The organism is Streptomyces sp. NBC_00193, assembly GCF_026342735.1.
Lineage (GTDB): Bacteria > Actinomycetota > Actinomycetes > Streptomycetales > Streptomycetaceae > Streptomyces > Streptomyces stoeckheimensis.
Window position 1 is genome coordinate 1,744,136 of the sequence record NZ_JAPEMM010000001.1, and the last position, 24,772, is coordinate 1,768,907.

The 24,772-nt window shown below is 72.3% G+C and carries 26 protein-coding genes; 14 read left to right on the forward strand and 12 right to left on the reverse strand.

The annotated features are described in order from the left end of the window. Positions 1-21: 21 nt before the first annotated feature. Positions 22-1,671 carry a phospho-sugar mutase gene (locus OG898_RS07260; RefSeq protein ID WP_266955725.1) on the forward strand — a complete coding sequence of 550 codons (1,650 nt, stop codon included), beginning with the start codon at positions 22-24 and terminating at the stop codon, positions 1,669-1,671. Between the two features lie 63 nt (positions 1,672-1,734). Here the strand turns inward: OG898_RS07260 and OG898_RS07265 are convergent, their stop codons facing one another. From OG898_RS07265 to afsQ1, 3 genes are read right to left on the reverse strand one after another with little or no spacing between them, the layout of a single operon-like run. Continuing rightward, a complete protein-coding gene (locus OG898_RS07265; RefSeq protein WP_250746244.1) occupies positions 1,735-2,409 on the reverse strand; it encodes a hypothetical protein in 675 nt (224 codons plus the stop codon). Continuing rightward, entirely contained in the window at positions 2,393-3,877 is a 1,485-nt protein-coding gene (locus OG898_RS07270) for a HAMP domain-containing sensor histidine kinase (RefSeq protein WP_250746242.1), read from the reverse strand. The genes OG898_RS07265 and OG898_RS07270 overlap by 17 nt, the downstream gene beginning before the upstream one ends. Further along, entirely contained in the window at positions 3,874-4,551 is a 678-nt protein-coding gene (afsQ1, locus tag OG898_RS07275) for a two-component system response regulator AfsQ1 (protein WP_250746240.1), read from the reverse strand. Before afsQ1 ends, OG898_RS07270 begins: the two co-directional genes overlap by 4 nt. A 210-nt stretch (positions 4,552-4,761) precedes the next feature. On the opposite strand from afsQ1, the gene OG898_RS07280 reads away from it, so the two are divergent. Next, entirely contained in the window at positions 4,762-5,481 is a 720-nt protein-coding gene (locus tag OG898_RS07280; protein ID WP_250746230.1) for a SigE family RNA polymerase sigma factor, read from the forward strand. Between the two features lie 275 nt (positions 5,482-5,756). Here OG898_RS07280 and OG898_RS07285 read toward each other — a convergent pair whose 3' ends face one another. Next, a complete protein-coding gene (locus tag OG898_RS07285; protein WP_266955728.1) occupies positions 5,757-6,389 on the reverse strand; it encodes a uridine kinase in 633 nt (210 codons plus the stop codon). Positions 6,390-6,445: 56 nt separating this feature from the next. Next, positions 6,446-7,423 carry a transposase gene (locus tag OG898_RS07290; protein ID WP_266955730.1) on the reverse strand — a complete coding sequence of 326 codons (978 nt, stop codon included), beginning with the start codon at positions 7,421-7,423 and terminating at the stop codon, positions 6,446-6,448. A 216-nt stretch (positions 7,424-7,639) separates the two neighbouring features. Between OG898_RS07290 and OG898_RS07295 the strand changes: the two genes are divergently transcribed. Continuing rightward, a complete protein-coding gene (locus OG898_RS07295; RefSeq protein WP_250746218.1) occupies positions 7,640-7,996 on the forward strand; it encodes a hypothetical protein in 357 nt (118 codons plus the stop codon). 90 nt (positions 7,997-8,086) lie between these two features. Here the strand turns inward: OG898_RS07295 and OG898_RS07300 are convergent, their stop codons facing one another. From OG898_RS07300 to deoC, 3 genes are read right to left on the reverse strand one after another with little or no spacing between them, the layout of a single operon-like run. After that, positions 8,087-8,983, reverse strand: coding sequence for an aldehyde dehydrogenase family protein (locus OG898_RS07300; protein WP_266955733.1), 897 nt, complete (start codon positions 8,981-8,983; stop codon positions 8,087-8,089). Next, entirely contained in the window at positions 8,976-10,412 is a 1,437-nt protein-coding gene (locus OG898_RS07305; RefSeq protein WP_250746198.1) for an aldehyde dehydrogenase family protein, read from the reverse strand. Before OG898_RS07305 ends, OG898_RS07300 begins: the two co-directional genes overlap by 8 nt. A gap of 5 nt (positions 10,413-10,417) precedes the next feature. Next, complete coding sequence (gene deoC, locus OG898_RS07310; RefSeq protein ID WP_250746380.1) at positions 10,418-11,380, reverse strand: deoxyribose-phosphate aldolase; 963 nt, start codon at positions 11,378-11,380, stop codon at positions 10,418-10,420. 267 nt (positions 11,381-11,647) lie between these two features. Here deoC and OG898_RS07315 point away from each other — a divergent pair, with 267 nt between their 5' ends. The 6 genes from OG898_RS07315 (at position 11,648) to OG898_RS07340 (ending at position 15,589) form a co-directional block, all read left to right on the forward strand. Continuing rightward, complete coding sequence (locus tag OG898_RS07315) at positions 11,648-12,334, forward strand: hypothetical protein (protein WP_266955736.1); 687 nt, start codon at positions 11,648-11,650, stop codon at positions 12,332-12,334. A gap of 234 nt (positions 12,335-12,568) precedes the next feature. Further along, complete coding sequence (locus OG898_RS07320) at positions 12,569-13,330, forward strand: hypothetical protein (RefSeq protein ID WP_266955738.1); 762 nt, start codon at positions 12,569-12,571, stop codon at positions 13,328-13,330. Between the two features lie 88 nt (positions 13,331-13,418). After that, positions 13,419-14,063, forward strand: a complete 645-nt coding sequence (locus OG898_RS07325) for a class F sortase (protein WP_250746188.1) — start codon at positions 13,419-13,421, stop codon at positions 14,061-14,063. A gap of 25 nt (positions 14,064-14,088) precedes the next feature. Next, positions 14,089-14,706 (forward strand): PH domain-containing protein, encoded by a 618-nt coding sequence (locus tag OG898_RS07330; protein WP_250746185.1) that lies wholly within the window; start codon positions 14,089-14,091, stop codon positions 14,704-14,706. A gap of 104 nt (positions 14,707-14,810) precedes the next feature. Then, positions 14,811-15,326 (forward strand): VanZ family protein, encoded by a 516-nt coding sequence (locus tag OG898_RS07335; protein ID WP_266960116.1) that lies wholly within the window; start codon positions 14,811-14,813, stop codon positions 15,324-15,326. Positions 15,327-15,376: 50 nt separating this feature from the next. Continuing rightward, the gene (locus OG898_RS07340; protein WP_250746180.1) at positions 15,377-15,589 is read left to right on the forward strand and encodes a PspC domain-containing protein; all 213 of its coding nucleotides are present in this window, start codon (positions 15,377-15,379) and stop codon (positions 15,587-15,589) included. A gap of 17 nt (positions 15,590-15,606) precedes the next feature. Here OG898_RS07340 and OG898_RS07345 read toward each other — a convergent pair whose 3' ends face one another. The 3 genes from OG898_RS07345 to OG898_RS07355 form a co-directional block, all read right to left on the reverse strand. After that, on the reverse strand, positions 15,607-16,425 hold the full coding sequence (locus OG898_RS07345; RefSeq protein WP_266955742.1) for a sensor domain-containing protein: 819 nt from the start codon (positions 16,423-16,425) through the stop codon (positions 15,607-15,609). A gap of 166 nt (positions 16,426-16,591) precedes the next feature. Continuing rightward, positions 16,592-16,861, reverse strand: coding sequence for a hypothetical protein (locus OG898_RS07350; protein ID WP_250746174.1), 270 nt, complete (start codon positions 16,859-16,861; stop codon positions 16,592-16,594). A 139-nt stretch (positions 16,862-17,000) separates the two neighbouring features. Beyond that, positions 17,001-18,149: an adenosine deaminase gene (locus OG898_RS07355; protein WP_250746172.1), complete on the reverse strand. Its 1,149-nt coding sequence runs from the start codon at positions 18,147-18,149 to the stop codon at positions 17,001-17,003. Between the two features lie 114 nt (positions 18,150-18,263). On the opposite strand from OG898_RS07355, the gene OG898_RS07360 reads away from it, so the two are divergent. Continuing rightward, positions 18,264-18,983 carry an alpha/beta hydrolase gene (locus OG898_RS07360; protein WP_250746169.1) on the forward strand — a complete coding sequence of 240 codons (720 nt, stop codon included), beginning with the start codon at positions 18,264-18,266 and terminating at the stop codon, positions 18,981-18,983. Positions 18,984-19,335: 352 nt separating this feature from the next. Beyond that, complete coding sequence (locus tag OG898_RS07365) at positions 19,336-20,472, forward strand: helix-turn-helix transcriptional regulator (RefSeq protein WP_250746166.1); 1,137 nt, start codon at positions 19,336-19,338, stop codon at positions 20,470-20,472. Here the strand turns inward: OG898_RS07365 and OG898_RS07370 are convergent. Further along, positions 20,408-21,349, reverse strand: coding sequence for a LysR family transcriptional regulator (locus OG898_RS07370; RefSeq protein WP_266955747.1), 942 nt, complete (start codon positions 21,347-21,349; stop codon positions 20,408-20,410). The genes OG898_RS07365 and OG898_RS07370 overlap by 65 nt on opposite strands. Before the next feature lie 99 nt (positions 21,350-21,448). On the opposite strand from OG898_RS07370, the gene OG898_RS07375 reads away from it, so the two are divergent. Genes OG898_RS07375 through OG898_RS07385 form a run of 3 tightly spaced genes read left to right on the forward strand, consistent with a single transcriptional unit; the run spans position 21,449 to position 24,742 of the window. Beyond that, the gene (locus tag OG898_RS07375; RefSeq protein WP_250746160.1) at positions 21,449-22,729 is read left to right on the forward strand and encodes an MFS transporter; all 1,281 of its coding nucleotides are present in this window, start codon (positions 21,449-21,451) and stop codon (positions 22,727-22,729) included. A 50-nt stretch (positions 22,730-22,779) separates the two neighbouring features. After that, positions 22,780-24,231, forward strand: a complete 1,452-nt coding sequence (locus tag OG898_RS07380; protein WP_266955749.1) for a DUF402 domain-containing protein — start codon at positions 22,780-22,782, stop codon at positions 24,229-24,231. Between the two features lies 1 nt (position 24,232). After that, positions 24,233-24,742 carry a hypothetical protein gene (locus OG898_RS07385; protein WP_266955751.1) on the forward strand — a complete coding sequence of 170 codons (510 nt, stop codon included), beginning with the start codon at positions 24,233-24,235 and terminating at the stop codon, positions 24,740-24,742. Positions 24,743-24,772 lie beyond the last annotated feature (30 nt).

A 24,772-nucleotide genomic window follows, 5' to 3' on the forward strand; every position in this document is an offset into this window, starting at 1 on the left:
CGACGAGAGGTAGTGCAGGACGTGCAGGACGATCTGATCGCACGGGCGCAGGCCTGGCTGGCCGAGGACCCGGACCCGGAAACCGCCGACGAGCTCGCCGAGCTCATCGAAGCCGGTGACACCTCGGAACTGGCGGACCGCTTCTCCGGCATGCTGCAGTTCGGCACCGCCGGACTCCGCGGCGAGCTGGGCGCGGGCCCGATGCGGATGAACCGCAACGTGGTCATCCGGGCCGCGGCGGGCCTCGCGGCCTACCTCAAGGCCCAGGGGCACGCCGGCGGCCTGGTCGTCGTCGGCTACGACGCCCGTTACAAGTCGGCCGACTTCGCCCGCGACACCGCCGCGGTGATGATCGGCGCCGGGCTGCGCGCCGCCGTCCTGCCCCGTCCGCTGCCGACGCCCGTCCTCGCGTACGCCATAAGGCACCTGGGCGCCGTCGCCGGCGTCGAGGTGACCGCGAGCCACAACCCGCCCCGGGACAACGGCTACAAGGTCTACCTCGGCGACGGTTCGCAGATCGTCTCCCCGGCCGACGCGGAGATCGCCGCGCAGATCGACGCGATCGCCGCGCTGGCCGACGTACCGCGGGCCGAGGACGGCTGGCAGGACCTCGGCGACGAGGTCCTGGAGGCCTACCTGGCACGTACGGACGCCGTCCTGACCCCCGGCTCCCCCCGGGGCGTGCGGACCGTCTACACGGCCATGCACGGCGTCGGCAAGGACGTCGTCCTGGCCGCCTTCGCCCGCGCCGGCTTCCCCACCCCGGTCCTGGTGGCCGAGCAGGCGGAGCCGGACCCGGCCTTCCCGACGGTCGCCTTCCCCAACCCGGAGGAGCCGGGCGCGATGGACCTGTCCTTCGCGAAGGCCGCCGAGGTCAACCCCGACATCGTCATCGCCAACGACCCGGACGCCGACCGCTGCGCCGTGGCCGTCCCGGACGCCTCCTCGGCCTCCGGCTGGCGGATGCTGCGCGGCGACGAGGTCGGCGCGCTGCTCGCCGCCCACCTGGTGCACAAGGGGGCGCAGGGCGTCTTCGCCGAGTCCATCGTCTCCTCCTCCCTCCTGGGGCGGATCGCGGAGGCCGCGGGCGTCGGCTACGAGGAGACCCTGACCGGCTTCAAGTGGATCTCCCGCGTCGAGGGCCTGCGCTACGGGTACGAGGAGGCGCTCGGCTACTGCGTGGACCCCGAGGGCGTCCGCGACAAGGACGGCGTCACGGCCGCCCTGCTCGTCGCGGAGCTGGCCTCGGAGCTCAAGGAGCAGGGCCGGACCCTGACCGACCTGCTGGACGACCTGGCCATGGAGCACGGCCTGCACGCCACCGACCAGCTGTCGGTCCGCGTGGAGGACCTGTCGGTCATCGCCTCGGCGATGGCGGCGCTGCGCGCGGAGCCCCCGGCCTCGCTGGCGGGCCTGCGGGTCACCTCGGCGGAGGACCTGAACCGGGGCACGGCGACGCTCCCGCCCACGGACGGGCTGCGCTACTACCTGGAGGGCGACTACAAGGCCCGGGTGATCGTCCGCCCGTCGGGTACGGAGCCCAAGCTGAAGTGCTACCTGGAGGTCGTGGTCCCGGTGGCGGAAGCCTCGGACCTGCTCCCGGCCCGCGCCCGCGGCCAGGAAGTCCTCGACGCGATCAAGAAGGACCTGGCGGCAGCGGCCGGCATCTAGCCTTCCCCGGTCACGACGAAGGCCCCCCGAGCTCCTGCTCGGGGGGCCTTCGTCATGACCGGTTCAGGAAGGGCTCGGGGCCGGGCTCGCCGACGGCCGCACCACGTCGCCCAGGGTCGGGACCGACTCCGGGCGGGAGCGGACGGCGTCCGTGCACTCCCAGGCCCTCGGCGGATCCGCGTCGGGACCGCCCAGGACCACCGGGCCGGGCCCCGCCGACACCACGTCGCTCTGCGCGAGCGTGCACACCAGTTGCGACAGCGCCACCGGCGGCAGGTCCTCGGGCTTGCGGCTCAGCCGTACCGTGCCCGCCGGGTCCCCCGGCCGCGGCGCCGAGGCCGTCAGCGTGGCCGGCACCTCGGTCGTGAAGCCGGCTTCCCGTTCCTCCGCCGACGGCTCCCGCTGGAGCGCCTCCAGCAGGGCCTGGGTGACGAGCACCGCCATGTCCCGCGCGGGCTGCTTCTCCGGTACCGGCACCAGCCGCTGGACGCCCACCAGCTGCGCCCCGCAGACCAGCTCCACCGTGGCCCGGATGCCCTGCACCCCGCCCGTTCCCGCGGCCGTGCCGGCCGGGGTCTTGCACGAGACCCGCGAGGGCGCCGCGCCCACGTCCACCGGCACGGTGGTCGCCCGGATCCCGCAGCCCGACAGGACGCCCGCGGACACCAGGCCCAGGGCCGCCACCAGGACCGCCGTCGTACGCCTCGCCGGACGCCTCGTCCTACGCCTCGTCGTCACCGGCGATCACCTTCCCCACGTCCACCGGCAGCCGCAGCGTGAACAGCGCACCGCCCTCCGCCCCGTTCTCCGCGGTGATGTCGCCGCCGTGGATGTGCGCGTTCTCCATCGCGATGGACAGGCCGAGCCCGCTGCCGTCGGACTTGGGCCGCGACGCGCTCGCCTTGTAGAACCGGTCGAAGACGTGCGGCAGTACGGCCTCGGGGATGCCCGGCCCGTTGTCCCGTACGGCGATGACCAGCCAGTCCCCCTCCACCCGGATGGAGACCCGTACCGGCGAGCCGCCGTGCTTGAGCGCGTTGCCGATCAGGTTCGCCAGGATCACGTCGAGCCGCCGCGGGTCGAGCCGCGCCACGATCCCGCGCTCCGCGTCGAGTTCGACCGCGTCGAGCCACGCCCGGGTGTCGATGCACGCCGTCACCTGGTCGGCGACGTCCACGTCGTCCAGCACCAGCCGCGCCGTTCCCGCGTCGAAGCGGGTGACCTCCATGAGGTTCTCCACGAGGTCGTTCAGCCGCCTGGTCTCGCTCACGACCAGACCCACCGCCGGTGCGATCATCGGATCGAGGAACTCGACCTCGTCCTCCAGCACCTCGGCCACCGCCGTCAACGCCGTCAGCGGTGTGCGCAGTTCGTGGGACATGTCCGCGACGAAACGCCGGCTGGACTCCTCCCGCGCGCTCATGTCGGCGACCTTCTTCTCCAGCGCCTCCGCCGTCTTGTTGAAGGTGTGGGCCAGATCGGCGAGTTCGTCCGTCCCCGACACCTCCAGCCGGTGGTCCAGCTCCCCTTCGCCGAGCCGGCGCGCCGCGTCGCCGAGCCGCTGCACGGGCCGCAGCACCGTACGGGCCGCGGCCTGCGCGAGCAGCGCGGACCCGAGCAGCGCGAGCCCGGTGGCGATGGTCAGCGACCAGGCCAGGGCGTTGAGGTCGTCGCGCTCCTGGGCGAGGGACTTGTACATGTAGCCGGTCGGCCCGCCGCCCACGATCCGGGTGCCGCCGACCAGGTAGGGGTTCCCGTTCGGCTTCGTCCGCTGCCAGTACACGTGGTACGCGGCGTCGTTGGCCGAGGTGGTCTTCTGCCGGTCGTCCACGGCGTGCTGGAGCGACTTCGGTACGTCGGCCAGCGAGAAGGCGTCGGGACCGGCCGACCCGGCCACCTTGCGGCCGTCCTTCTCGTCCACCAGCAGCACGCTGTAACCGGGGCTGCTGCCCGCCATCATCTCGGCGGTGTGCTGCAGCTCCTCCTGCGTCGGGTCGGCGGGCAGCGCCGCGGCCCGGTTCTGCATCTCCTGCCGGAAGTCGCCGAGGGCGGCGTCCTGGGTCCGGGTCAGGACGGCCTCGCGGTTGAGCCAGTACGCGATCCCGGACGCGGACACGGCGGCCGTCAGCGCGACCAGTGCGAACACGACGAGGAGCCGCAGCCGCAGGCTGGTCCAGCGCCGGCCCGCGAACAGGGCTCTGATCACTGCGGGGAGTCCAGTCGGTAGCCGACGCCCCGCACGGTACGGATCAGGGTGGGCGACGAGGGCACTTCCTCGACCTTGGCGCGCAGCCGCTGCACGCAGGCGTCGACGAGGCGCGAGTCGCCGAGGTAGTCGTGCTCCCACACCAGCCGCAGCAGCTGCTGGCGGGAGAGCGCCTGGCCGGGGCGGCGGCTGAGCTCCAGGAGCAGCCGCAGCTCGGTCGGGGTGAGCTGGAGGTCCTCGCCGTTCTTGGTCACCGTCATGGCATTGCGGTCGATGACCAGCGAGCCGAAGACGGCGGAGTCGGTGGCCTCGCGCTCGCCGCGGCGCAGCACGGCCCGGATGCGGGCGTCGAGCACCCGCCCCTGGACGGGCTTGACGACGTAGTCGTCCGCTCCCGACTCCAGGCCGACGACCACGTCGATGTCGTCGTTGCGCGCGGTGAGCAGGATGATCGGCAGCTGGTCGGTGCGCCGGACGCGCCGGCACACCTCGAAGCCGTCGATGCCGGGCAGCATGACGTCGAGCACGATCAGATCGGGCCGCTGCTCGCGCAGCAGTTTGAGGCCGTCCTCGCCCGTCGCCGCGGTGGCCACACGGTGGCCCTGGCGAGTCAGGGAGAGTTCGAGGGCCGTGCGGATGGCGTCGTCGTCCTCGATGAGCAACAGGAAAGGCACGGGCTCATTCTGTCCCATCGCCCCTCGGGACTTCGACCGCCCTGCACGTCGAATCCGCGGGCGGCCTCCGCGCGTCCTCCGCGGGGCTCCGGCGCGGCTCCCCCCGGGACCCTGTGACAGGCCTGTGACAGTCGAAGGACACCCCGGTTATGTCGGGCGGGCAGTCTTCTTGGCAACGGACCAGACAGACTCCACGACGGGGGGCGCGAGATGAACACGCTGCACAGCATCAACACCAGCGCGGTTGTCACGCGGCTGCACGATGTGAACCGCCGCACGGCAATCCGTACGGCGACGGCCCCTTCCCGGCGGCCGGCGCACGTGGTGGCCATCGACGCGAAGACCTACGAGCGCCCCTCCGTCCCCGCCCAGCGCACGCCGGGCTCCACGGACGCCCCGGACTCCTCCAACGAGGCCGAGTTCACGGCGTACGTCCAGGAGCGGCGGGCCGCCCTCTACGCGACGGCCTTCCACCTGACCGGCGACCGCTACGAGGCCGAGGACCTGCTGCAGACCGCACTGTTCTCCACGTACCGCGCCTGGGACCGCATCAGCGACAAGGCCGCCGTCGGCGGATACCTGCGCCGCACGATGACGAACCTGCACATCAGCGCCTGGCGCCGGCGCAAGCTCAACGAGTACCCGACGGAAGAGCTGCCGGAGACGGCCTCGGACACGGACGCCATGGGCGGTACGGAGCTGCGCGCCGTGCTGTGGCAGGCGCTCACCCGCATCCCGGAGCCGCAGCGCACGATGCTGGTGCTCCGGTACTACGAGGGCCGCACGGACCCGGAGATCGCGGAGATCCTCGGCATCAGCGTCGGCACGGTGAAGTCGAGCATCTGGCGTTCGCTGCGCCGGATGCGCGAGGACGAGGCGCTGAGCTTCGGCCGCGACGAGTCGGAGTCCTTCGAGGACCTGGTCGCGTAGAACCGCGGCACACAAGACCAAAGGGCCAGGGGGCCCGTCCTGCGGGGGTGGGACGGGGGCCACGGGGGCAAAGGGCGGGATCGAGCGGACGGGGGTCCGCACGGTCCCGCCCTTTGGCATCAGCCGTCTTAGCCGTCCGGCGTTTGAGGACCGGGGTCTGGGGCGGAGCCCCAGGGTCTTTCCGGGTCCGGGCAGCGCCCGGGGAACGGTGGAAGGGCGGGTAGGGGACTTCGCCCCGCAGGGCCCGGCAAGCACGGCCCGACCGGGGCAGCCGGCTAGGCCCGGGCCACGGCCCGGTGCCGCCCGGCCGCGGCGGCGGCAAGACGCCCCAGCGCCTCGTCACGACCACACGCGTGAGCCCCCAGCGCGGTGTGCCGGGCCACGATCCCCCGCTCGGCCCGCATCAACCGCCACCCGCGCCGCAGCAGCATCGGCACCGACTTGCGGCCCTCCCGCAGGTCACGGGCCAGGCGGCGCCGGAAGGTGGTGCTGGGCCGCCCGCGCAGACAGATCGCGTCCGCCAGCAGCCCCAGCTCCTGGCACCGCACGACGACGTCCGCCGCGAAGATGCCCTCGGCTATGAACAGCGGGGTCCGGGAGATGTCCAGCGCCTCGGTACCGGTCCGCGAGGAGGTGGCGATGTCGTAGACGGGGACCTCGGTCCGCCCGGCCGCACACAGCTCGGCGATCGCGGCCACGGCCGCCTCCGCGTCCCAGGACAGCGGGGAGTCCCAGTCGATGTCGGCGCTGCCCTCGACGAACGGGAGGGTCGGGTCGTCGCCGTCCTTGTAGAAGTCGTCCAGGCGCAGCACGGGCAGCCCCGAACGGGCCGCCAGCGAGGACTTGCCGGAGCCCGAGGGCCCGGTCAGCAGGACGACACGCGTAGGCAAAGGAGAGGAACAGCTCACGGAACAACAGTTTGACTCCTCCCCCGCCCAAAGACAAAAGGCGGGGGAATCCTGGCTCACGCAGCCTGGCGGCCCGGCGGGCCGGCAGGTCTTCCGCGATCAGCGCCAGCCGGGTCGAGACCTGCCCGGACGAGCATCACGAGTGCGGAGTTCTTGTCTCTGGGCGAGACGGGTCCGCACGCGGTGCACGTGTACGTGCGTTCCGACAGCGGCAGTGCGTGCTTGGCTCTCGCTCCGCACCGTCCGCAGTCCATGGTGGTGTGCGACGGGTGTACCAGGTACAGAGCGCGCCGGTGCTTGCGCGCCATGTCGATCAGCTCGTGCTTGGTGGCGGAGATCGCCGCATCGGCCGCCTTGCGGGCCATGGTCGACTTGGCGAGGAACTTCGGCCGGAAGTCCTCCACAGCAAGGGCATCGTGGTCTCGGACCACGGACTCGGCCCACTTGCGGGCGGTGTCCTGACGCTGCCGGGCCACCTTCTTGTAGAGCTTCACCGTCAGCTTCTTCGCCGTCCGGTAGCCCCTCGACCCAGGTTTGCCCTGCGCCGGCTTCCGGCGGGCCATCATCCGCTGATATCGGGCAAGCCCGGCGGCGGCCTTCCACCCGTGCGCGGCGTGGGGGAGGTCGTGGGCGTCACTGGTGGTCGTCGCGGTCTCCTTCACACCCCAGTCGATCCCGATCACCGCACCCGTCTCGGGCAGCGGGTGGGCTTCGGCGGAGACTACGAACGAGGCGTACCAATGGTCGAGGCCGTCGCGGTAGATCCGCACCGATGACGGGTCCGACGGGAGATCGCGCGACCACACCACGGTCAGGTCGATGCCGCCCGCGAGATGGAGTCGGCCGTCCCTGATGCGGAAACCGCGGCGGGTGTAATTGAGGCTCGGATCGGCCGCGTGCTTCTTCTTGTACTTGGGCATTCCCGCCCGCTGCCGCATCGGCAACCCGGCCTTGACGTCCTTCAGGGCTTTGGCGCGGGACTTCCCGAAGTCCCGGATGAGCTGCTGCTGCGGAACACTGCTGCCGTCAGCCAACCAAAGGTGAACCGGGCGTACCCGGGCTTCCCTGCCTCGGTTGGCGGCTCCATGCCGCGAAGGTAGTGATGTGCGGGGTCCCGCTCATGGCGATCTCCCGGAGATCTCCTCGAACGAGTGATGGCGCCCAGGTCGAGATACCGGCACACCACCCCGCCTCGCTACGCTGCGTGCGCACGCGATCACGACTCCGTACGAGCCCACAGGCGGGAACCCATGGCACGTCACGCAGCCCCCAAAGCCCCCCACACCAAGGCGCTGCGCAGCGCAGGCCTGACCCTCTCGATGGCCGGTGCGGCCCTTGCGATGGCCGCCGGCGGCGCCCAGGCGGGCGAGCTCGATGTTCCGGCGGCCCTCGCGGGGGTCTCCGACCCGATCTCGAACCTCAAGGTCAATCCCCTGGCCCACACCGGCGTGGACCCGCTCGACAACGGCGTCGCCACCCAGGTCGCGGATTTCCCCTCCGTCGGCACCGGCATGGTCACGGGCATCCTGACCCGGGGTCCGTCGGTCGGCGAGCTGCCCACGGCCGCGGCGGCGTCCCTCCTGGGGCCCCTGACGGGCGGCAAGTAGCTCCCGTAGGGCGCACGTGAGCGCCGAGGCATGAAGAGGCCCCGGCAGCGCGGGGGACGCTGCCGGGGCCCGTCTTCGGGGGTGGGGGCTCTAGTACGAAGAGCCGCCCGCGCCCAGCGACCCGGTCGGGTGCCAGACGGTCTTGGTCTCCAGGAACGCCGTCATGCGCGCCGTACCCGGGTCCGCGCTCCAGTCGTCCACAGGCTGTGGACGCAGGACGCGCTTGAGGTTGTCCGCGGCCGCGATCTCCAGCTCCTTGGCCAGCGCCTCGTCGGCTCCGGCCAGGTCGATCGCGTTGACGTCCTGGTGGGACGCCAGGTGCGGGCCCATCTCGGCGGCCTTGCCGGAGAGGATGTTGACCACGCCGCCGGGCAGGTCGGAGGTGGCCAGGACCTCGCCGAGGGAGAGGGCGGGGAGGGGGGACTCCTCCGAGGCGATGACGACGACCGTGTTGCCGGTCGCGATCACCGGGGCGATCACGGAGACCAGGCCCAGGAAGGACGAGGCCTGCGGGGCGACGACGGTGACGACGCCCGTCGGCTCCGGGGTGGAGAGGTTGAAGAACGGGCCCGCGACCGGGTTGGCCCCGCCCACGATCTGGCCGATCTTGTCGGTCCAGCCCGCGTACCAGACCCAGCGGTCGATGGCCGCGTCGACGACGGCCGCGGCCTTCGTCTTGGACAGGCCCTCCGCCTCACCGACCTCGCGGACGAACTGCTCGCGGCGGCCCTCCAGCATCTCGGCGACGCGGTAGAGGATCTGGCCGCGGTTGTACGCGGTCGCGCCCGACCAGCCGCCGAAGGCCTTGCGGGCGGCGACGACCGCGTCGCGGGCGTCCTTGCGGGAGGACAGCGGGGCGTTGGCCAGCCACTTGCCCTTGGAGTCGCTCACCTCGTACACCCGGCCGCTCTCGGAGCGGGGGAACTTGCCCCCGACGTACAGCTTGTAGGTCTTGAAGACGCTCAGACGCGTCGAAGACTCAGACATCGAGGTAGCCCTCCAGGCCGTGACGGCCGCCTTCGCGCCCGAAGCCCGACTCCTTGTAGCCGCCGAAGGGCGAGGTCGGGTCGAACTTGTTGAACGTGTTGGCCCACACCACACCCGCACGGAGCTTGTTGGCGACCGCGAGGATGCGGCTGCCCTTCTCCGTCCAGATGCCGGCGGACAGGCCGTACTGGCTGTTGTTGGCCTTGGCGACGGCCTCGTCGGGCGTACGGAAGGTCAGCACGGACAGCACCGGGCCGAAGATCTCGTCGCGGGCGACGGTGTGCGACTGGGAGACGTTCGTGAAGAGCGTCGGGGCGAACCAGTAGCCGGCGTTCGGCAGTTCGCACGGCGCCGACCAGCGCTCGGCGCCCTCCGCCTCGCCGGTGTCCGCGAGGGCGGTGATCCGGGCGAGCTGCTCGGCGGAGTTGATCGCGCCGATGTCGGTGTTCTTGTCGAGCGGGTCGCCCAGGCGCAGCGTGGTCAGCCGGCGCTTGAGCGAGTCGATCAGCTCGTCGTGGATCGACTCCTGGACCAGGAGGCGCGAGCCCGCGCAGCAGACCTGGCCCTGGTTGAAGAAGATGCCGCTGACGATGCCCTCGACGGCCTGGTCGATGGGGGCGTCGTCGAAGACGATGTTGGCGCCCTTGCCGCCCAGCTCCAGGGTGACCTTCTTGGAGGTGCCGGCGACCTGGCGCGCGATGGCCTTGCCGACGGCGGTGGAGCCGGTGAAGGCGACCTTGTTCACGTCCGGGTGCTCGACGAGGGCCGCGCCCGCGTCCCCGTACCCGGTGAGGATGTTGACGACGCCCTTGGGCAGGCCCGCCTGGCGGCAGATGTCCGCGAAGAAGAGCGCGGAGAGGGGGGTCGTCTGGGCCGGCTTGAGCACGACCGTGTTGCCCGTGGCGAGCGCCGGGGCGATCTTCCAGGCGAGCATCATCAGCGGGAAGTTCCACGGGATGACCTGGCCGGCCACGCCGAGGGGGCGCGGGTTGGCACCGTAGCCCGCGTGGTCGAGCTTGTCGGCCCAGCCCGCGTAGTAGAAGAAGTGCGCGGCGACGAGCGGCAGGTCCGCGTCGCGGGTCTCCCGGATCGGCTTGCCGTTGTCGAGGGTCTCCAGGACGGCCAGCTCGCGGCTGCGCTCCTGGATGATCCGGGCGATGCGGAAGAGGTACTTGGCGCGCTCGGAGCCGGGCAGCGCGGACCACTTCTCGAAGGCCTTGCGGGCGGCCTTCACGGCGCGGTCCACATCGGCGGCGCCGGCCTGCGCGATCTCGGCGAGGACCTCCTCGGAGGCCGGGGAGACGGTCTTGAAGACCTTGCCGTCCGCCGCGTCGGTGAACTCGCCGTCGATGAACAGCCCGTAGGAGGGTGCGATGTCGACGACGGAACGGGACTCGGGGGCGGGTGCGTACTCGAATGCGGATGCCATGGCGATCAGTCCACCGTCACGTAGTCGGGACCGGAGTACCGGCCGGTGCTCAGCTTCTGGCGCTGCATCAACAGGTCGTTGAGCAGGCTGGAGGCTCCGAAGCGGAACCAGTGGTTGGACAGCCAGTCCTCGCCCACGGTCTCGTTGACCAGGACCAGGAACTTGATCGCGTCCTTGGTGGTCCGGATCCCGCCGGCCGGCTTCACGCCGATCTGGATTCCAGTCTGCGCCTTGAAGTCGCGGACGGCTTCGAGCATGAGGAGCGTGTTCGCGGGCGTCGCGTTGACCCCGACCTTGCCGGTGGACGTCTTGATGAAGTCGGCCCCGGCCATCATGCCGATCCAGGAGGCGCGGCGGATGTTGTCGTACGTGGACAGCTCGCCGGTCTCGAAGATCACCTTGAGGCGGGCCGCGCTGCCGTCGGGGCGGACGCAGGCCTCCTTCACGGAGCGGATCAGCTCGTAGGTGTCGAGGTAGCGGCCGGCGAGGAAGGCACCACGGTCGATGACCATGTCGATCTCGTCGGCGCCGGCGGCCACGGCGTCGGCCGTGTCGGCGAGCTTGACGGGCAGGGCCGCGCGGCCGGCCGGGAAGGCGGTGGCGACGGAGGCGACCTTGACGTCGGCGCCGTTCAGGGCGGCCTTGGCGGTGGCCACCATGTCGGGGTACACGCAGACGGCGGCCGTCATGGGCGTGGTGCGGTCGGTCGGATCGGGGTTGGCTGCCTTGGCGGAGAGCGCCCGGACCTTGCCCGGGGTATCCGCGCCTTCCAGCGTCGTCAGGTCGATCATCGAGATGGCGAGGTCGATGGCGTACGCCTTGGCCGTCGTCTTGATCGAGCGGGTGCCGAGGGAGGCCGCGCGGGCCTCCAGGCCGACAGCGTCGACGCCGGGCAGCCCGTGCAGGAAGCGGCGCAGCGCACTGTCGGACGTCGTCACGTCAGCGAATGCGGTGAGGGTGGTGGGCATGGTCACCACATGAGCATATCTACGCGCGTAGCGACCTGTCACCCCCCTCTACCGATTCGAGAGCATCCGAGAGGGAATCGCCGCGTCCGTTCCGACACGCGGTCGGGCGTTACACAGCCGGGACGGGAGGCGGATCCTCCGGCCCCACAGGATTCGTAGCTTTGTTCTCAGCAGCCCGCCACACCTGACCCGGCCGAACCAGACCGAAACAGACCCGTCGCGGCATGCGGCTCTCCTCGCCCACTTCCGACCACCCACGGAGTCGTCATGCGTACCGCCCTCGCCCTCCGCACCTCTACCGTCACCGCCGCCCTCGCGGGCGCGATGCTCATACCTGCTGCCGGCAGCGCCTTTGCCGCCGCACCCGCCGCCGCGCCGTCCGCCACCGCCTCCGGGGGCGGGACCACGGAGGAGGTCACCGCCATCTGCGTCTCCGGCCCCAAGCGGGTGGTCCTCGGCGCGGGGACGCGCGCCGAACTGTGGACGACGGTGGACGGCCCGAGGGTCGACCTGTACGCCTCCGGGGAGAAGGGCGTCTGGAAGGTCCTGGACCGCAAGAACCCCGCCTGGTTGGAGAACGTCCAGATCATCAACCCGAGCGGCGCCAAGCCGGTCCTGCGGTGGCAGATGCAGGGCGGCATCAAGCCCTCCACCGCTTCCTTCCCCGCCCTCCAGCCCGGCTGCCTGCGCAACTACGAGCTCGTCGAGGACAAGGCCACCCCGCCGAAGCCGAAGCCGAGCACCAAGCCCACCACCAAGCCCCCGGTGAAGCCGAAGCCGCAGACGGTCGTGGTTCCGAAGGGGCCCGTCGCCGCGGGCGCCGAGCTCGGTACGGAGACCGGCGAGGGCACGGGCGCTCCGGTCGCGGTCGCCGGTGTCGGGGTCCTCTCCGCGGCCGCCCTGCTCGGTGCGGCCTTCGCGGTCCGTAGCCGCCGGGCCCGCTCCCGCGGCTGATCACCACCGCCTCCGGCGGGCCGCCTTCGTGCTGGCCCGCCGGAGGGCGTTCCGTCGCTGGTCACACAGATGTTCGCTGTTACGCAGCCATGACAGGACGACCACGTTCCGGTCGATCATGATCCGTAGGTTTGTTCTCAGCAGCCCCGCAGACCTGACCGGACGAAACCCCGACAGCGACACCGCGGCATGCGACTCTCCGCCCCTTCCCAGACAATGCTTCCAGGAGTCGTTATGCGTACCGCCCTCCGTACCTCGATCGTCACCGCCGCCCTCGCCGGAGCGCTCCTGGCGCCCGCCGCGACGGCCATCGCCGCGCCCGCGGCGCAGACCGTGACGGCCGTGACCTCGGCGTCGGTGCTGTCCGGGAACACGTCGCCGGACGACCGCTACGACGGCGAGACCGTCCTGGTCGCCAAGGGCCGCATCGCCGTGCTCCGCAACGGAGCCGAGGGCCCCGAGGTCTGGATCCGCGCCGTCTCCCCCGACTGGAAGCCGGGCGACGGCTGGGCCGGCCGCGTCCTGGCCAAGCTCGACCCCACCCACAAGCGCGCCGTCATCGAGGGCATCGAGTACGAGCTCCGGAAGGTCGAGGCCGGCCGGGACAAGAACCGCTACGGCCTCAACGTCCACGTGCTGGGCGAGGGCGCCTCCAACGGCTGGTACCTGCTGCCCAAGGCCGCCCCCGTCACCAAGCCCACGGTGAAGCCGACCGCCAAGGCTTCGGTGAAGCCGGCCGAGCAGCCCGCCGCGAAGCCGGCCGCCGTGCCCGCCGCCAAGCCGCAGACCGCCGTCGTCCCCAAGGGCCCCGTCGCCGCGGGCGCCGAACTCACCGAAGCCGCCGAAGCCGCCGAAGCCGCCGAGAGCACGCACACCGCCGTCGCGGACACCGACAACACCACCACCGCGGCCACCGGCGCCGCCCTCATCGCGATAGTCGCCGGCCTCGGCACCACCTTCGCCGTCCGCGCCCGCAAGGCCCGCGCCCGCGGCTGAACCGCCCTGCCCCGAGCCACTCGTTCCCGCTTCCGGCGGGCCACCGCACGGTGGCCCGCCGCAGGCCGTTTCCCCGGAGCCGACCCCCATGGATCACCGCCCGTCCCGCCGACGCCCGCTGCTCGCCGCCGCCCTGCTCGGCCCGCTGGCCCTGGTCACCCTGACCGGGTGCGGCGGTGCCACACCGGCCGCCACTCCGCCGCCGCACGTCGCCGAGACCTCCGCCGCTCCCGTGCCCGCCCCGGCCGCGCCGTCGGCTTCGGCGCCGCCCGCCGCGGCCCTGCCCGCCTCCGCGCCCGTCCGCGTACGGATCGCCTCGGCCGGCGTGGACGCCTCGCCGGTACTGGAGCTCGGGCTGGCCTCCGACGGCTCGGTCCAGGTGCCCTCCGTAGCGGACGGGGACAAGATCGGCTGGTACACCAAGGGCGTCACCCCCGGCGAGACCGGCCCGGCGGTGCTGATCGGCCACTTCGACACCGCGCGCGGGCCGGCCGTCCTGCGCAACGTCTCGCGCGTCCACACCGGCGACGAGATCAGGGTGACCAGGGCGGACGGCACCGAAGCCGTCTTCCGGGTGCGCGAGCTGGAGCAGGTGGACAAGAAGAGCTTCCCCACCGAGAAGGTCTACGGGGACACCCCGCGCCCCGAGCTGCGCGTGATCACCTGCGGCGGTGAAATCACCGACGGTCACCGCCCCGACAACATCATCCTGTACGCCGATCTCGTGGGGTGAGACGGCTTGAGGCACAATCGGCCGCATGAGCAGCGATCAGCCCACCGAAGAGCCGGCGTACGACGACCGGGTCTACCGCTCCCCGATGGCCACCGTCACCGGGGTGGTGCTGCTCGCCCTGCTCGCGTGGCTCTGCGGCGACGCCGTGGTGCGGGGGCACGGGAACGTCCCGTGGATCGCCCTCGCCGTCGTCCTGTGCCTGGCTCCGGTCATCGTCGCGTTCACGATCCGTCCGGCCGTCTTCGCCAACGCCGACCGGCTGCGCGTGCGCAACCCCTTCCGGGTCATCGAGCTCCCCTGGGCCGCCGTCGACAACTTGCGGGCCCGGTTCTCCGCCGAGGTGCTCGCCGAGGGGGCGACGTACCAGCTCTGGTCGATCCCGGTCTCCCTGCGGGAGCGCAACAAGGCCAACCGCCGCCAGACGCGCCGACTCGGCCTGGGCAACGGGCAGAGCAAGACGCCGGACGAGGAAGTCCGCCGCGCCTCCGCCGACCAGATCATGGACGAACTGCGGAGCCTGCACGAGCGCGGAGCATCGCGGACCGGCGCACAGGGCTCGGTGAAGGTCTCCTGGTCGTACGAGATCATCGCGCCCGCCGTGATCGGCGCGCTGATCCTGATTGTGCTCCTCGCCACCGGCTGACCGGCGGTTTCCCCGGAACCGCGGGGGACGGAACCCGCGTCTCCACTGGCGTGCACCGTCTCAAGGGCAAGCGTGTCAAGGGCAGCGGCAGCGCCGCCGTACAGCTGTGGATCCGGCTTCTCGCCGGGGTCCTGCTGGGCGCCCACCTCCTCCTCATCGGCTGGCTGATGCTGCGCCCGCTGGACGTGCCCTGGGCGGCTGCCGCCAATCTGACCCCGCTGGAGGGGATCAGGACGGACCTCTCCTACGGGTCCCTGGAGGCCGCCCGCCGGATCGGCGGCGGGCTGGCGCTGCTGGCCCCGCTCGGGGTGCTGCTGCCGCTGCTCAGCGGCCGGGTGGAGCTCGCGCCGCTGGCGACCTGGTCCTCGCTGGCCCGGACGGCCGCCGCGGGCGCGCTGGTCTCGGTCGGCATCGAGATGCTGCAGACGGCGGTCCCGGGGCAGGTGGTCGATGTGGATTCGGTGCTGCTGAACACCCTCGGCGTGATGCTCGCGCACCTGGCCGTCGTGCCGGCCCTGAGGGCCCGGCTGCGGCGTTCTCAGGGGGCGACCCCGAGAATTACCAGGGTCGGGCTCGGCCCTTGGACCGACGTTCTGTCCTCGGTTCAGCGGGAGTATTGAGGCATCGCGGGAAAACATTCCGCGGACCGCACAACGACCGAGGAGAGACCATGAGCGCCCTTGCCCGCCCCCGTGACGGACGATGGATCGGCGGAGTCTGTGCCGGTCTGGCGCGTCGCTTCGGAATATCCGCGAACACGATGCGGATCATCTTCGTCGTCTCGTGCCTGCTGCCCGGCCCGCAGTTCCTCCTTTACCTGGCGCTGTGGGTGCTCCTGCCGAACGAGAAGTCGGGCACGGCTTCCGCCGCCACCGGCTGGTAGCCGGCAGGACCGGGAATTCAGCGCGCGGCGAGGACCTTCTGGAGCTGCTTGTCCGCGACCTCGTGCGGGACCTGGGGGGTCTGGCGGCCGCCCGTGACGTTGAGTGCCATGAGGCACACGACGGCATCGCCCTGGCGTACGACGACCAGGTGGACCTGGGCGGTGACGCCTTCGGCGGCCGCGGTCGTGGTCCAGCTGACGCTCTCGTCGCCGCCCGTCTTGTAGTCGGCCGCCTTCACGTCGCGGTAGGTGCCGCTCTGCTTCTCGACGGTGGCGGTGAAGCCGCCTGCGCAGGCGGCCACGGCGTCCTTCAGCCGGGCGATCAGCGTCTTGGCGTCGGACTCGGCGTAGAAGCTGACGGAGGCGGAGACGGCCAGGCCCAGCTGCTTCTGGGAGCCGATGCCCCGGTTGACGGTCTCGCGCGCCGCCGGGTCGGGCTTGTCGCCCATGATGTCGGCGAGCGGCTGGCAGGCCTTGCGGTCCGCCTGCGGCTGGCCGTCGGGGGCGTTCGGGTTCTTGCCGTTCGCGGAGATCTGGTAGCCGGCCAGGTCGCCCTGTTGCAGGGCGGAGCGCTCCAGCCTGCTGGAGGCCTGCTTGGGGCCGGTCGCGGCGCCGGTGCCGCCCGTGTCACCGGATCCGCCGGTGCCCGCGGAGCCGGAGGATCCCTCCGGGCCGGACGCGCCGGCCGAGCCTGCCGACGCGGACTGCCCGGGCGCGCTCGCGGAGCCCTTCGGGTCCGGGCCCTTGCCGGAGGCGGGGGTGTTCGTACTACCGCAGCCCACCATCGCGGAGAGCAGGGCGGGGAGCAGCACGGCCGTGGCCGTTCGTGCCTTCATGCGCATGGTCGAGACCTCATACCCAGGGTTTTGGCGGGCAGTTGGCGGCGATCCTGGCACATGACGCGACGCGGCACACACCTGGTCGAAGAGGCGTGCGCCGCGTGGGCGTGCGTGCGAATCGCGTACGGGTCGCGTACGGATCCGGCAGGGGATCCGGAGTGGATCAGGCGCCGAGGCCGCTGGTCGGCAGACCGCCGAGCAGGCCGGTCACCGTGCCGAGCGCGGCCGCCGGGTCGGTCGCCTCGGGGGCCTTCTGGCCCTCGTCGGCGGTCACGTGCTGCTGGCTGGTCGCGCCCTGGACGGCGCCCGTGACGGTGCCCAGCGCGTCACCGAGACCGACGGCGGGGACGGCCGAGGCGGTACCGGCGGCGACGGCGGCAAAGGCGGCACCGAGAGCGGCAACACCGAGGGTCTTGGCAGCTGACTGCTTCATGAAGAATCGTCCTTGCGACGGGGAAATGAGCGGCTCCGCAAACTAGTCACTTCAAACCCCCTCCCGCAAACATCATTAAATACGAGAAAGCGCCCGGGAATTGCTCCTCCCGGGCGCTTTCAGTCCGTCACGCCATGGCCTAGGCCGAGACGGAACCGCTGGTGGAAGCGGTTTGACGGAACAGCCATTCCGACTTCAGCTCCGCATAACCGGGCTTGATCACGTCGTTGATCATGGCCAGGCGTTCATCGAAAGGAATGAACGCGGACTTCATCGCATTGACCGTGAACCACTGCATGTCGTCGAGCGAGTAGCCGAAGGTGTCGACCAGGTGCTCGAACTCGCGGCTCATGCTGGTACCGCTCATCAGCCGGTTGTCGGTGTTGACGGTCAGCCTGAAGTGCAGTTTCCGCAGCAGGCCGATCGGGTGCTCGGCGTAGGAGACCGCCGCGCCCGTCTGCAGGTTCGACGTCGGGCACATCTCCAGCGGGATCCGCTTGTCCCGGACGTACGAGGCCAGGCGGCCCAGCGTCACGGAACCGTCGGCGGCGACCTCGATGTCATCGATGATCTTCACGCCGTGGCCGAGCCGGTCGGCGCCGCACCACTGCAGGGCCTGCCAGATCGACGGCAGGCCGAAGGCCTCGCCCGCGTGGATGGTGAAGTGGTTGTTCTCGCGCTTGAGGTACTCGAAGGCGTCGAGGTGGCGGGTGGGAGGGAACCCGGCCTCGGCGCCGGCGATGTCGAAGCCGACGACGCCCTTGTCGCGGTAGCGGTTGGCCAGTTCCGCGATCTCCAGCGCGCGGGCCGCGTGCCGCATCGCGGTCAGCAGCGCGCCGACGCGGATCCGGTGGCCGTTGGCCTTCGCGCGGCGCTCGCCCTCGCGGAAGCCCTCGTTGACCGTCTCGACGACCTCTTCGAGGGTCAGGCCGGCTTCCAGGTGCTGCTCGGGCGCGTAGCGGATCTCCGCGTAGACGACGCCGTCCTCGGCGAGGTCCTCGGCACACTCGGCGGCCACCCGGAAGAGGGCCGCCTTCGTCTGCATGACCGCACAGGTGTGGGCGAACGTCTCCAGGTACCGCGGGAGGGAGCCGGAGTCGGCGGCTTCCCGGAACCAGATGCCGAGCTTGTCGGCGTCGCTCTCGGGAAGGTTCTCGTAGCCGACCTCGCGGGCCAGCTCGATGATGGTCCCGGGGCGCAGCCCACCGTCGAGGTGGTCGTGCAGGAGCACCTTCGGGGAGCGGCGGATCTGATCCGGTGTGGGCAGGTTGGGGGTCTCGCTCGTCATCTGGGCACTCTAGCTCCTACGCGCGTAGAGCGGTGAGGCGGTGGCCACTGCCGATATGTAACAGTGACCGCGCGGACGGGTGGCGTACACCTCCGCGTCTGAGACTGTTCCGTCATGGCACAGCATGCGCCGCCGGCGCGCGGGGCCCGCCTGAGGCGGGCGGCCGGCGCGACCGGCTCGGTCTCAACGGTCAGTGGTGTGGTGCTCCTTCTCCCCGGAGCGTCCAGATTGTCCCCCGGTCCGGTGCGTCCGCTGGCACGGGCCCTGGCCCGTGCGGGCGCGGCGGACGGGCTGGTCACGCACCAGGTCATCCACGGCGCGGGAACCCGCGAAGGGGACGCCGAGTGGGCCGCGGACGAGGTGGTGCGGCGGTACGGCGACGTGCCGGTGTGCCTGGCCGGCTACGACGCGGGCGGCCGGGCGGCCCTCGCCGCGGCGGGCCACGAGGCCGTCAACTCCGTTCTGGCGCTCGCCCCTTCGCTCCCCCACCCGTCCGACACGGACTCCCCCGAACCGGTGAAGCAGCTCTCGGGCCGCCGGGTCCTGATCGTGCACGGCACCAACGACGCCCGCAGCGACCCGGAGTTGTCCTACCGGCTGGCGACCCGGGCTAAGAAGGCGAACCGCACGACGTGCCGCTTCGAGGTGCACTCCGACGGGCACGGACTGCGCGAGCACCAGGACGAAGTCGTGGCCCTGTCGGTGGACTTCGTCCTGGGTTCCGTGTTCTCCGGGCCCTACTCGCGGCCCGTCACCGACGCGCTGGCGGCTCCCCCGCCGCTGGGCCTGCGGATGCCGCTGGCCTCCGGCTACGGGCGGTCCCTGCGCGGCTGAAGGCGGCCGGGGGCGACAGGCCCCCGGTACGGGAGCCCCCGGTACGGGAGTGGCCGGAGCGCCAGGATGCGGTGGTGGTCGCGCGGGGCCGTCCGTGCCGGCCGCGCCGTCCCCTCCCGGTCGGATGACACGGGCGGGCCCGGCGCGACCACCTTGAGGCACACGCCCGCGCGAGGGCGCGGTGCCGGAACGGCGAAGCGCGGACTCAGGATGCCCGCGCCCTCCCCCGAGAACGCCGTGGTACCACTGTGCCGGTTAGGCCTATCCTCACGAAGATCGGAGGGCATCGTCTTGATGCCTTGCGGGAACACGAGGGGTTTACACATCGGCACAGTCCGGGACGAATATGTATATGCCATCGGATGAAACGGACCAACTGAGCTCCGTGGCCCGGCGTCTCTACGCGTACGCGGCCGAACGGCACGCCTTCTCCGAGGCGGAGGCCGCGGAGGCGCTCGGTGATTCCGTCGGTGCCGCCGTCGCCGAACTCGCGGCCGCCCACCTGATCCAGCCCCGCTCCCGTCCCGTCGCCGCCGTGGACGGCAGCTGCCCCGACGGGCCGGCGCGGACGTGCTGGAGCGCCGTGTCCCCGCAGGCCGCGGTAGCCCGGACGCTGGCCCCGCTGGCGCTGCGGGTGCGCGAGACCCACGACGAGATGGACCGGCTGCGCGACCGGCTGGAGGACCTGCTCCCCGCGTACGAGGCGGGCAGCGACCTGCGTGCCCGGGGCGGGGCGAACGCCCTGGAGCTGGTCACCGACCCGACCGCGCTGCAGGACCTGATCGGGGAGCTCGTCGCCTCGGCCGAGTCCGAGGTGCTGACCTGTCACCCGGGCGGCGGCCGCAGCACGGCCACCCTGGAGGGGGCGGTGGTGCGGGACGAGGCGATGCTGGCCCGGGGCGTGCGGATGCGCACCCTCTACCAGCACACCGCCCGCTACTCCCGCCCGACGGCCGCCTACGTGGAGCGGGTGACCGCGCTCGGCTCGCAGGTCCGTACCGTCGGCGACGGGCTGATGCGCATGATCCTCGTCGACCGGCACACCGGGCTGATGGAGGTGCAGGACGACATCAAGGCGGCGCTGGTGGTGCGCGAGCCCAACGTCGTCCAGTTCATGGCGCAGACGTTCGAGCGCACCTGGGCGGAGGCCGAGCCCTTCAACACCACCATCGGGCCGGACCAGGCCCGTTCCATCTCCGACGAGCTGCGCCAGACCATCGTGCGGCTGCTGGCGGAAGGGCTGGAGGACAAGGTCATCGCCCGGCGGCTGGGCATGTCGGAGCGGACCTGTCAGCGTCACATCGCCGAGATCATGCGGGCGGTGGGGGCCAAGTCCCGTTTCCAGGCCGGGTTCCTGCTGTCCGCGACGGCTGCGGCGACGGCCTCCGCGACCGCTGCGCCCTCCGCGACCGCCGCGGCCCCGCTCACTCCCCGCCCGGCTGGAGCTCCGGAATCAGCCGCCCCCGCCGGGACAGCAGAAACTTCTTGAACTCCGCCACCGGCGGCGTGTCCGGGTGCCCGTCGAGCCAGGCCACCCCGATCTCGCGGACGGCCCTCGGCGCGGTGACCGTCAGCTCGACGACCCCCGGCCGGGCCACCGCGGGCGGCGGAAGCAGCGCCACGCCGAGACCGGCGGCGACGAGCCCGCGCAGGGTCTCGGCCTCCTCCCCCTCGAAGGCGACCCGGGGCGTGAACCCGGCCTCCGCGCACAGGTCGTCGGTGATGCGGCGCAGCCCGTAGCCGGCCTCGAGGGTGACGAAGGTTTCCTCGGCGGCCTCCGCGAGGCGGATGCGCTTGCGCGTCGCGAGCCGGTGGTCGTCGGGGACCACCAGGCGCAGCCGCTGCTCGTCGAGCCGGCGGGCCACCAGGTCCGGGGCGTCGGGCAGCGGCGAGGTCAGGCAGAGGTCGAGCTCGCCCGCGCGCAGCTTCTCCAGCATCGCCTCGCCGTAGTTCTGGACCAGGGAGAACCGCACGCCGGGATGGTCGGCCCGGAAGGCCCGGATCAGCCCGGGCACGGTCTCGGGGCCCAGGGTGTGCAGGAAGCCGAAGGCGACCTTGCCGAAGGACGGGTCGGCGTCCTGCTGCACGGAGCCGGCGGCGCGGGCGATCTCGGCCAGCGAGCGTTCCGCCGAGGCGAGGAAGGTGCGGCCGGCGGTGGTGAGCGCGACCGTACGGCCCTTGCGGGCGAACAGCGTGACGCCCAGGTCCTGTTCGAGGCGGACCATGGCCCGCGACAGGGTGGACTGCGGGACGCCCAGCTCGTGCGCGGCGCGAGTGACGTGCTCGTGCCGGGCGACGGCGGCGAAGTACGCGAGGCGCGGGGCCAGCGCATGTGTCACGGCCATGTCTTCTTCGTAACGACTCATCGATAGGCACCCATCTGACCTGCGCTGATGCATGGACGGATTGATTATCGCGAATCTGTGCATTGGACGCATGAAAAGGACGGCCCTACGGTCGTACACATGCCTCCCGCTCATACCGGGGCACCCGTCATCCCGGGTGCCTCCACCCCGTCGTTCCCCGCCTCCGCACCCGAGGCGCACGAGCCCGGCCGTCCCGGCTACCGCCGCCTCAGCCTCGCGCTCTTCGCCGCCGGTCTGGCCACCTTCGCCCTCCTCTACTCCACCCAGGCGCTGCTGCCCGCGATCTCCGACGGCTTCGGCGTGACGGCGGGTCAGGCCAGCTGGACGGTCTCCGCGGCCACCGGTGCGCTCGCCCTGTTCGTCCTGCCGCTCAGCGCGCTCTCGGAGCGCTTCGGCCGGACCCGGATGATGACCTGCTCGATGGTGATCGCGGTCGGCGTCGGCCTCCTCGTGCCCTTCGCGCCGAACCTGGAGTGGCTGATCGCGCTGCGCGCCGTCCAGGGCGCGGCGATCGCCGGCATCCCGGCCTCCGCGATGGCGTACCTGGCGGAAGAGGTGAAGCCGAAGGCGCTGGTCGCCGCGATCGGTCTGTTCGTGGCGGGCAACTCGATCGGCGGCATGAGCGGCCGCCTCGTCACGGGCTGGGCGGCCCAGGTCTGGGGCTGGCGCGGCGGGCTGCTGGCCGTCGGCCTGATGTCGCTGGCCTGCGCGGCGGCGTTCCTGTTCCTCCTGCCCCGGGCCCGGTTCTTCCGGCCGGCCTCGCTGAACCCGCGCGCGGTGGGACGTACCGTCTCCGGGCACCTGCGCGATCCGCTGCTGCTGCGGCTGTACGGGATCGGCGCGCTGTTCATGACCGTGTTCGGGGCGGTGTACACGGTCATCGGCTACCGCCTGGTGGACGAGCCGTTCTCGCTCGGGCAAGGCCTCATCGGCTCGATCTTCCTGATCTACCTGGTCGGTACGGTCTCCTCGGCGGCGGCCGGGCAGCTGGTGGCCCGGCTGGGCCGGCGCGGCGCGCTGTACCTGGCGGTGACCACGACGGCGGCGGGCCTGTTCCTCTCCCTCGCCGACTCCCTCACCGCGATCCTCCTCGGCCTCATCCTCATCACCGCGGGCTTCTTCGCGGGCCACGCGGTGGCCTCCGCGGCGGTGAGCCGCACGGCGAAGACGGGCCGCGCACAGGCATCGGCGCTCTACCAGTCGGCGTACTACGTCGGCTCCAGCGCCGGCGGCACGCTGGGCGCCCTCGCCTACCACTCGGCGGGCTGGGCGGCCACGGTCACCCTCGCGCTGCTCGCGGTCGCCGGGGTCGTCACGATCACCCTGTACGGGTCCCACGCGGCCCGTACGGCCCGGATCGCGACGCTGGCGGCGCGCTGAGGGCTGCCGCGCAAGAGGCCCGCAACCCGCGGATGGCATGATCGCCGATCATGTCCACAGTCAACGTTCACCTCATACTCGGCAGCACGGTCAGCATGATCATCCCGGCCCGTGTGGTGGAGTCGGGCGACGACGGCCTGCTGCTGTGGGTGGCCCCGGGCACCCCGCTCTGGCGCGCCACCATCCCGCCCGGCACCCACCTGCGGGACCTGCCGCCGGAGGGCTCGTACCCGCTGCGGGCCGACCGGTGGCGGCACGGGGGCGCACTGATCCTGCAGCCGGCCGGGGCGGGGCACGCGGTGTGGTGGAGCTTCACGCCGGAGCAGGAGTTCCGCAGCTGGTACGTGAACCTCGAATCCCGGGTCCGCACCCCGGACGGCGCGGACGTCCGCGTGACCGACCAGGAACTCGACATCACGGTGACCCCGGACCGCGCGTGGGAGTGGAAGGACGAGGAGTCCTTCGCCGCGAAGACGGGCCACCCGGTGTACTGGACCCCGGCCGAGGCCGCCGCCATCCGCGCGGAGGGCGCCCGCGTCACCCACCTCATCGACACGGCCGCCTACCCCTTCGACGGCACCTGGTGCGACTTCCGTCCCCCACCGTCCTGGCCCCTCCCACCCCGCCCGCCCCTCCCCCTGCCCCCGGTCACGGCCCCGTCTGGGGTGCTGGTGCTGGGCAAGGCCGGCTGGATCGACCACCGCCGGGACGGCGCCCCGCCGCTGTCCGACCGCGCGCTGGCCATGGCGGCGTCGGGCGGCGGCCACCTCCACGACGGAGGGGCGGCCGGGCCCGAGCCGTGGGGCTTCGAGGCCGTGGCCGTCCCCGCCGCCACCGACCGCCCCCTGCCCGTACGGGCCTGGACCGCACCGTCCCCCTTCGACGGCGAACCGGTGATCTCGGCCCTGGAGATATCCCTCGGCCTCCCCTGGACCCACGGCCCTGACCCGGTCCCCCTCGGCGACCTCCCGGTCGACCGCTGCGGCATGGTCCTGGGCGACGCCCGGGCCCTGGACGCCTTCGAGGGCCTGAGCGGGGACGCCGTGGACGGCCTGGCGGACGTCACCTACTGGGGCAGGCACGAGGACGAGGCCCAAGCCGTGTTCGGCGGCGCGCCGACCCCGCAGAACCGCGACGGCTCCGGGCCGCGCGGCTTCCTCGACCTCCCGCTCGCCGAGGCGGCGGCCCTCGCCGGGCGGATCGAGGCCTGGGTCCGCGAAGGCCCGGGCAACGGTCTGATGGTCGCGCTGGACGCCCACACCGACCACCACCGCTTCCGGCGGGCCGGCTGGGGACACCCGGTGCTGGCCGGGGAGATCGAGGTCGGCGGCTGCCGGGTGCTCGGCCTCGGCTGGGACCCGGGGGACCACTCCGAGCGGCACCACGGCGAGCGGGCGCACGGGCAGGTGTACCCGGTCACCCTGGAGGAGCGCGCGGGCGAGGCCGTCCTGCGGTGGGTCGTCCCCGCATACGAGGCTCCGCCCGCAGCCGAAGGGGCCTGACGTGCCGTTCCTGCCCCACGCCTACCGGGTGACCAAGTACGACCCCGCCGACCGGGCGCCGGACGGGACCTACCGGGGGACGGAGGACACCGACAGCGACCACGGACCGGTCGAGGCCGCGTACCTGGCGGCCGTGGCGGCCTTCGCGGAGGAGAGCGGGATCGAGCTGCTCACCGTGCGGGATCCGCGGGTCGTCGGCGCGGCCGGGGGCGCGCACTTCGGGCGGGAACCGGCGGTGGAGGGGCACGGGCTGACGGGGCTGTCCGCCGACACCGCCGGGCTGGTCGCGGGGCTCCCCGAGGAGTTCGGCTTCGAGTGCGTGTGGGAGGACGCGGGCGGCCGGATCCTCAGTGCCTTCGTCGACGAGGAGGACCGCGCCGAGCTCGCGGAGGTGCTCGCGGGCGCCAGGGCCGCGGCCCTGCTGCCGTACCTCGCCGACGAGCACGATCCCCTGTTCACCGGCGTGCTGCCGGACGACGACGGTGCGGTCCGGGCCCGGTGGCAGGTGTAGGAGAGCGGGCCGCCGCCGGGGCCGCGCCGC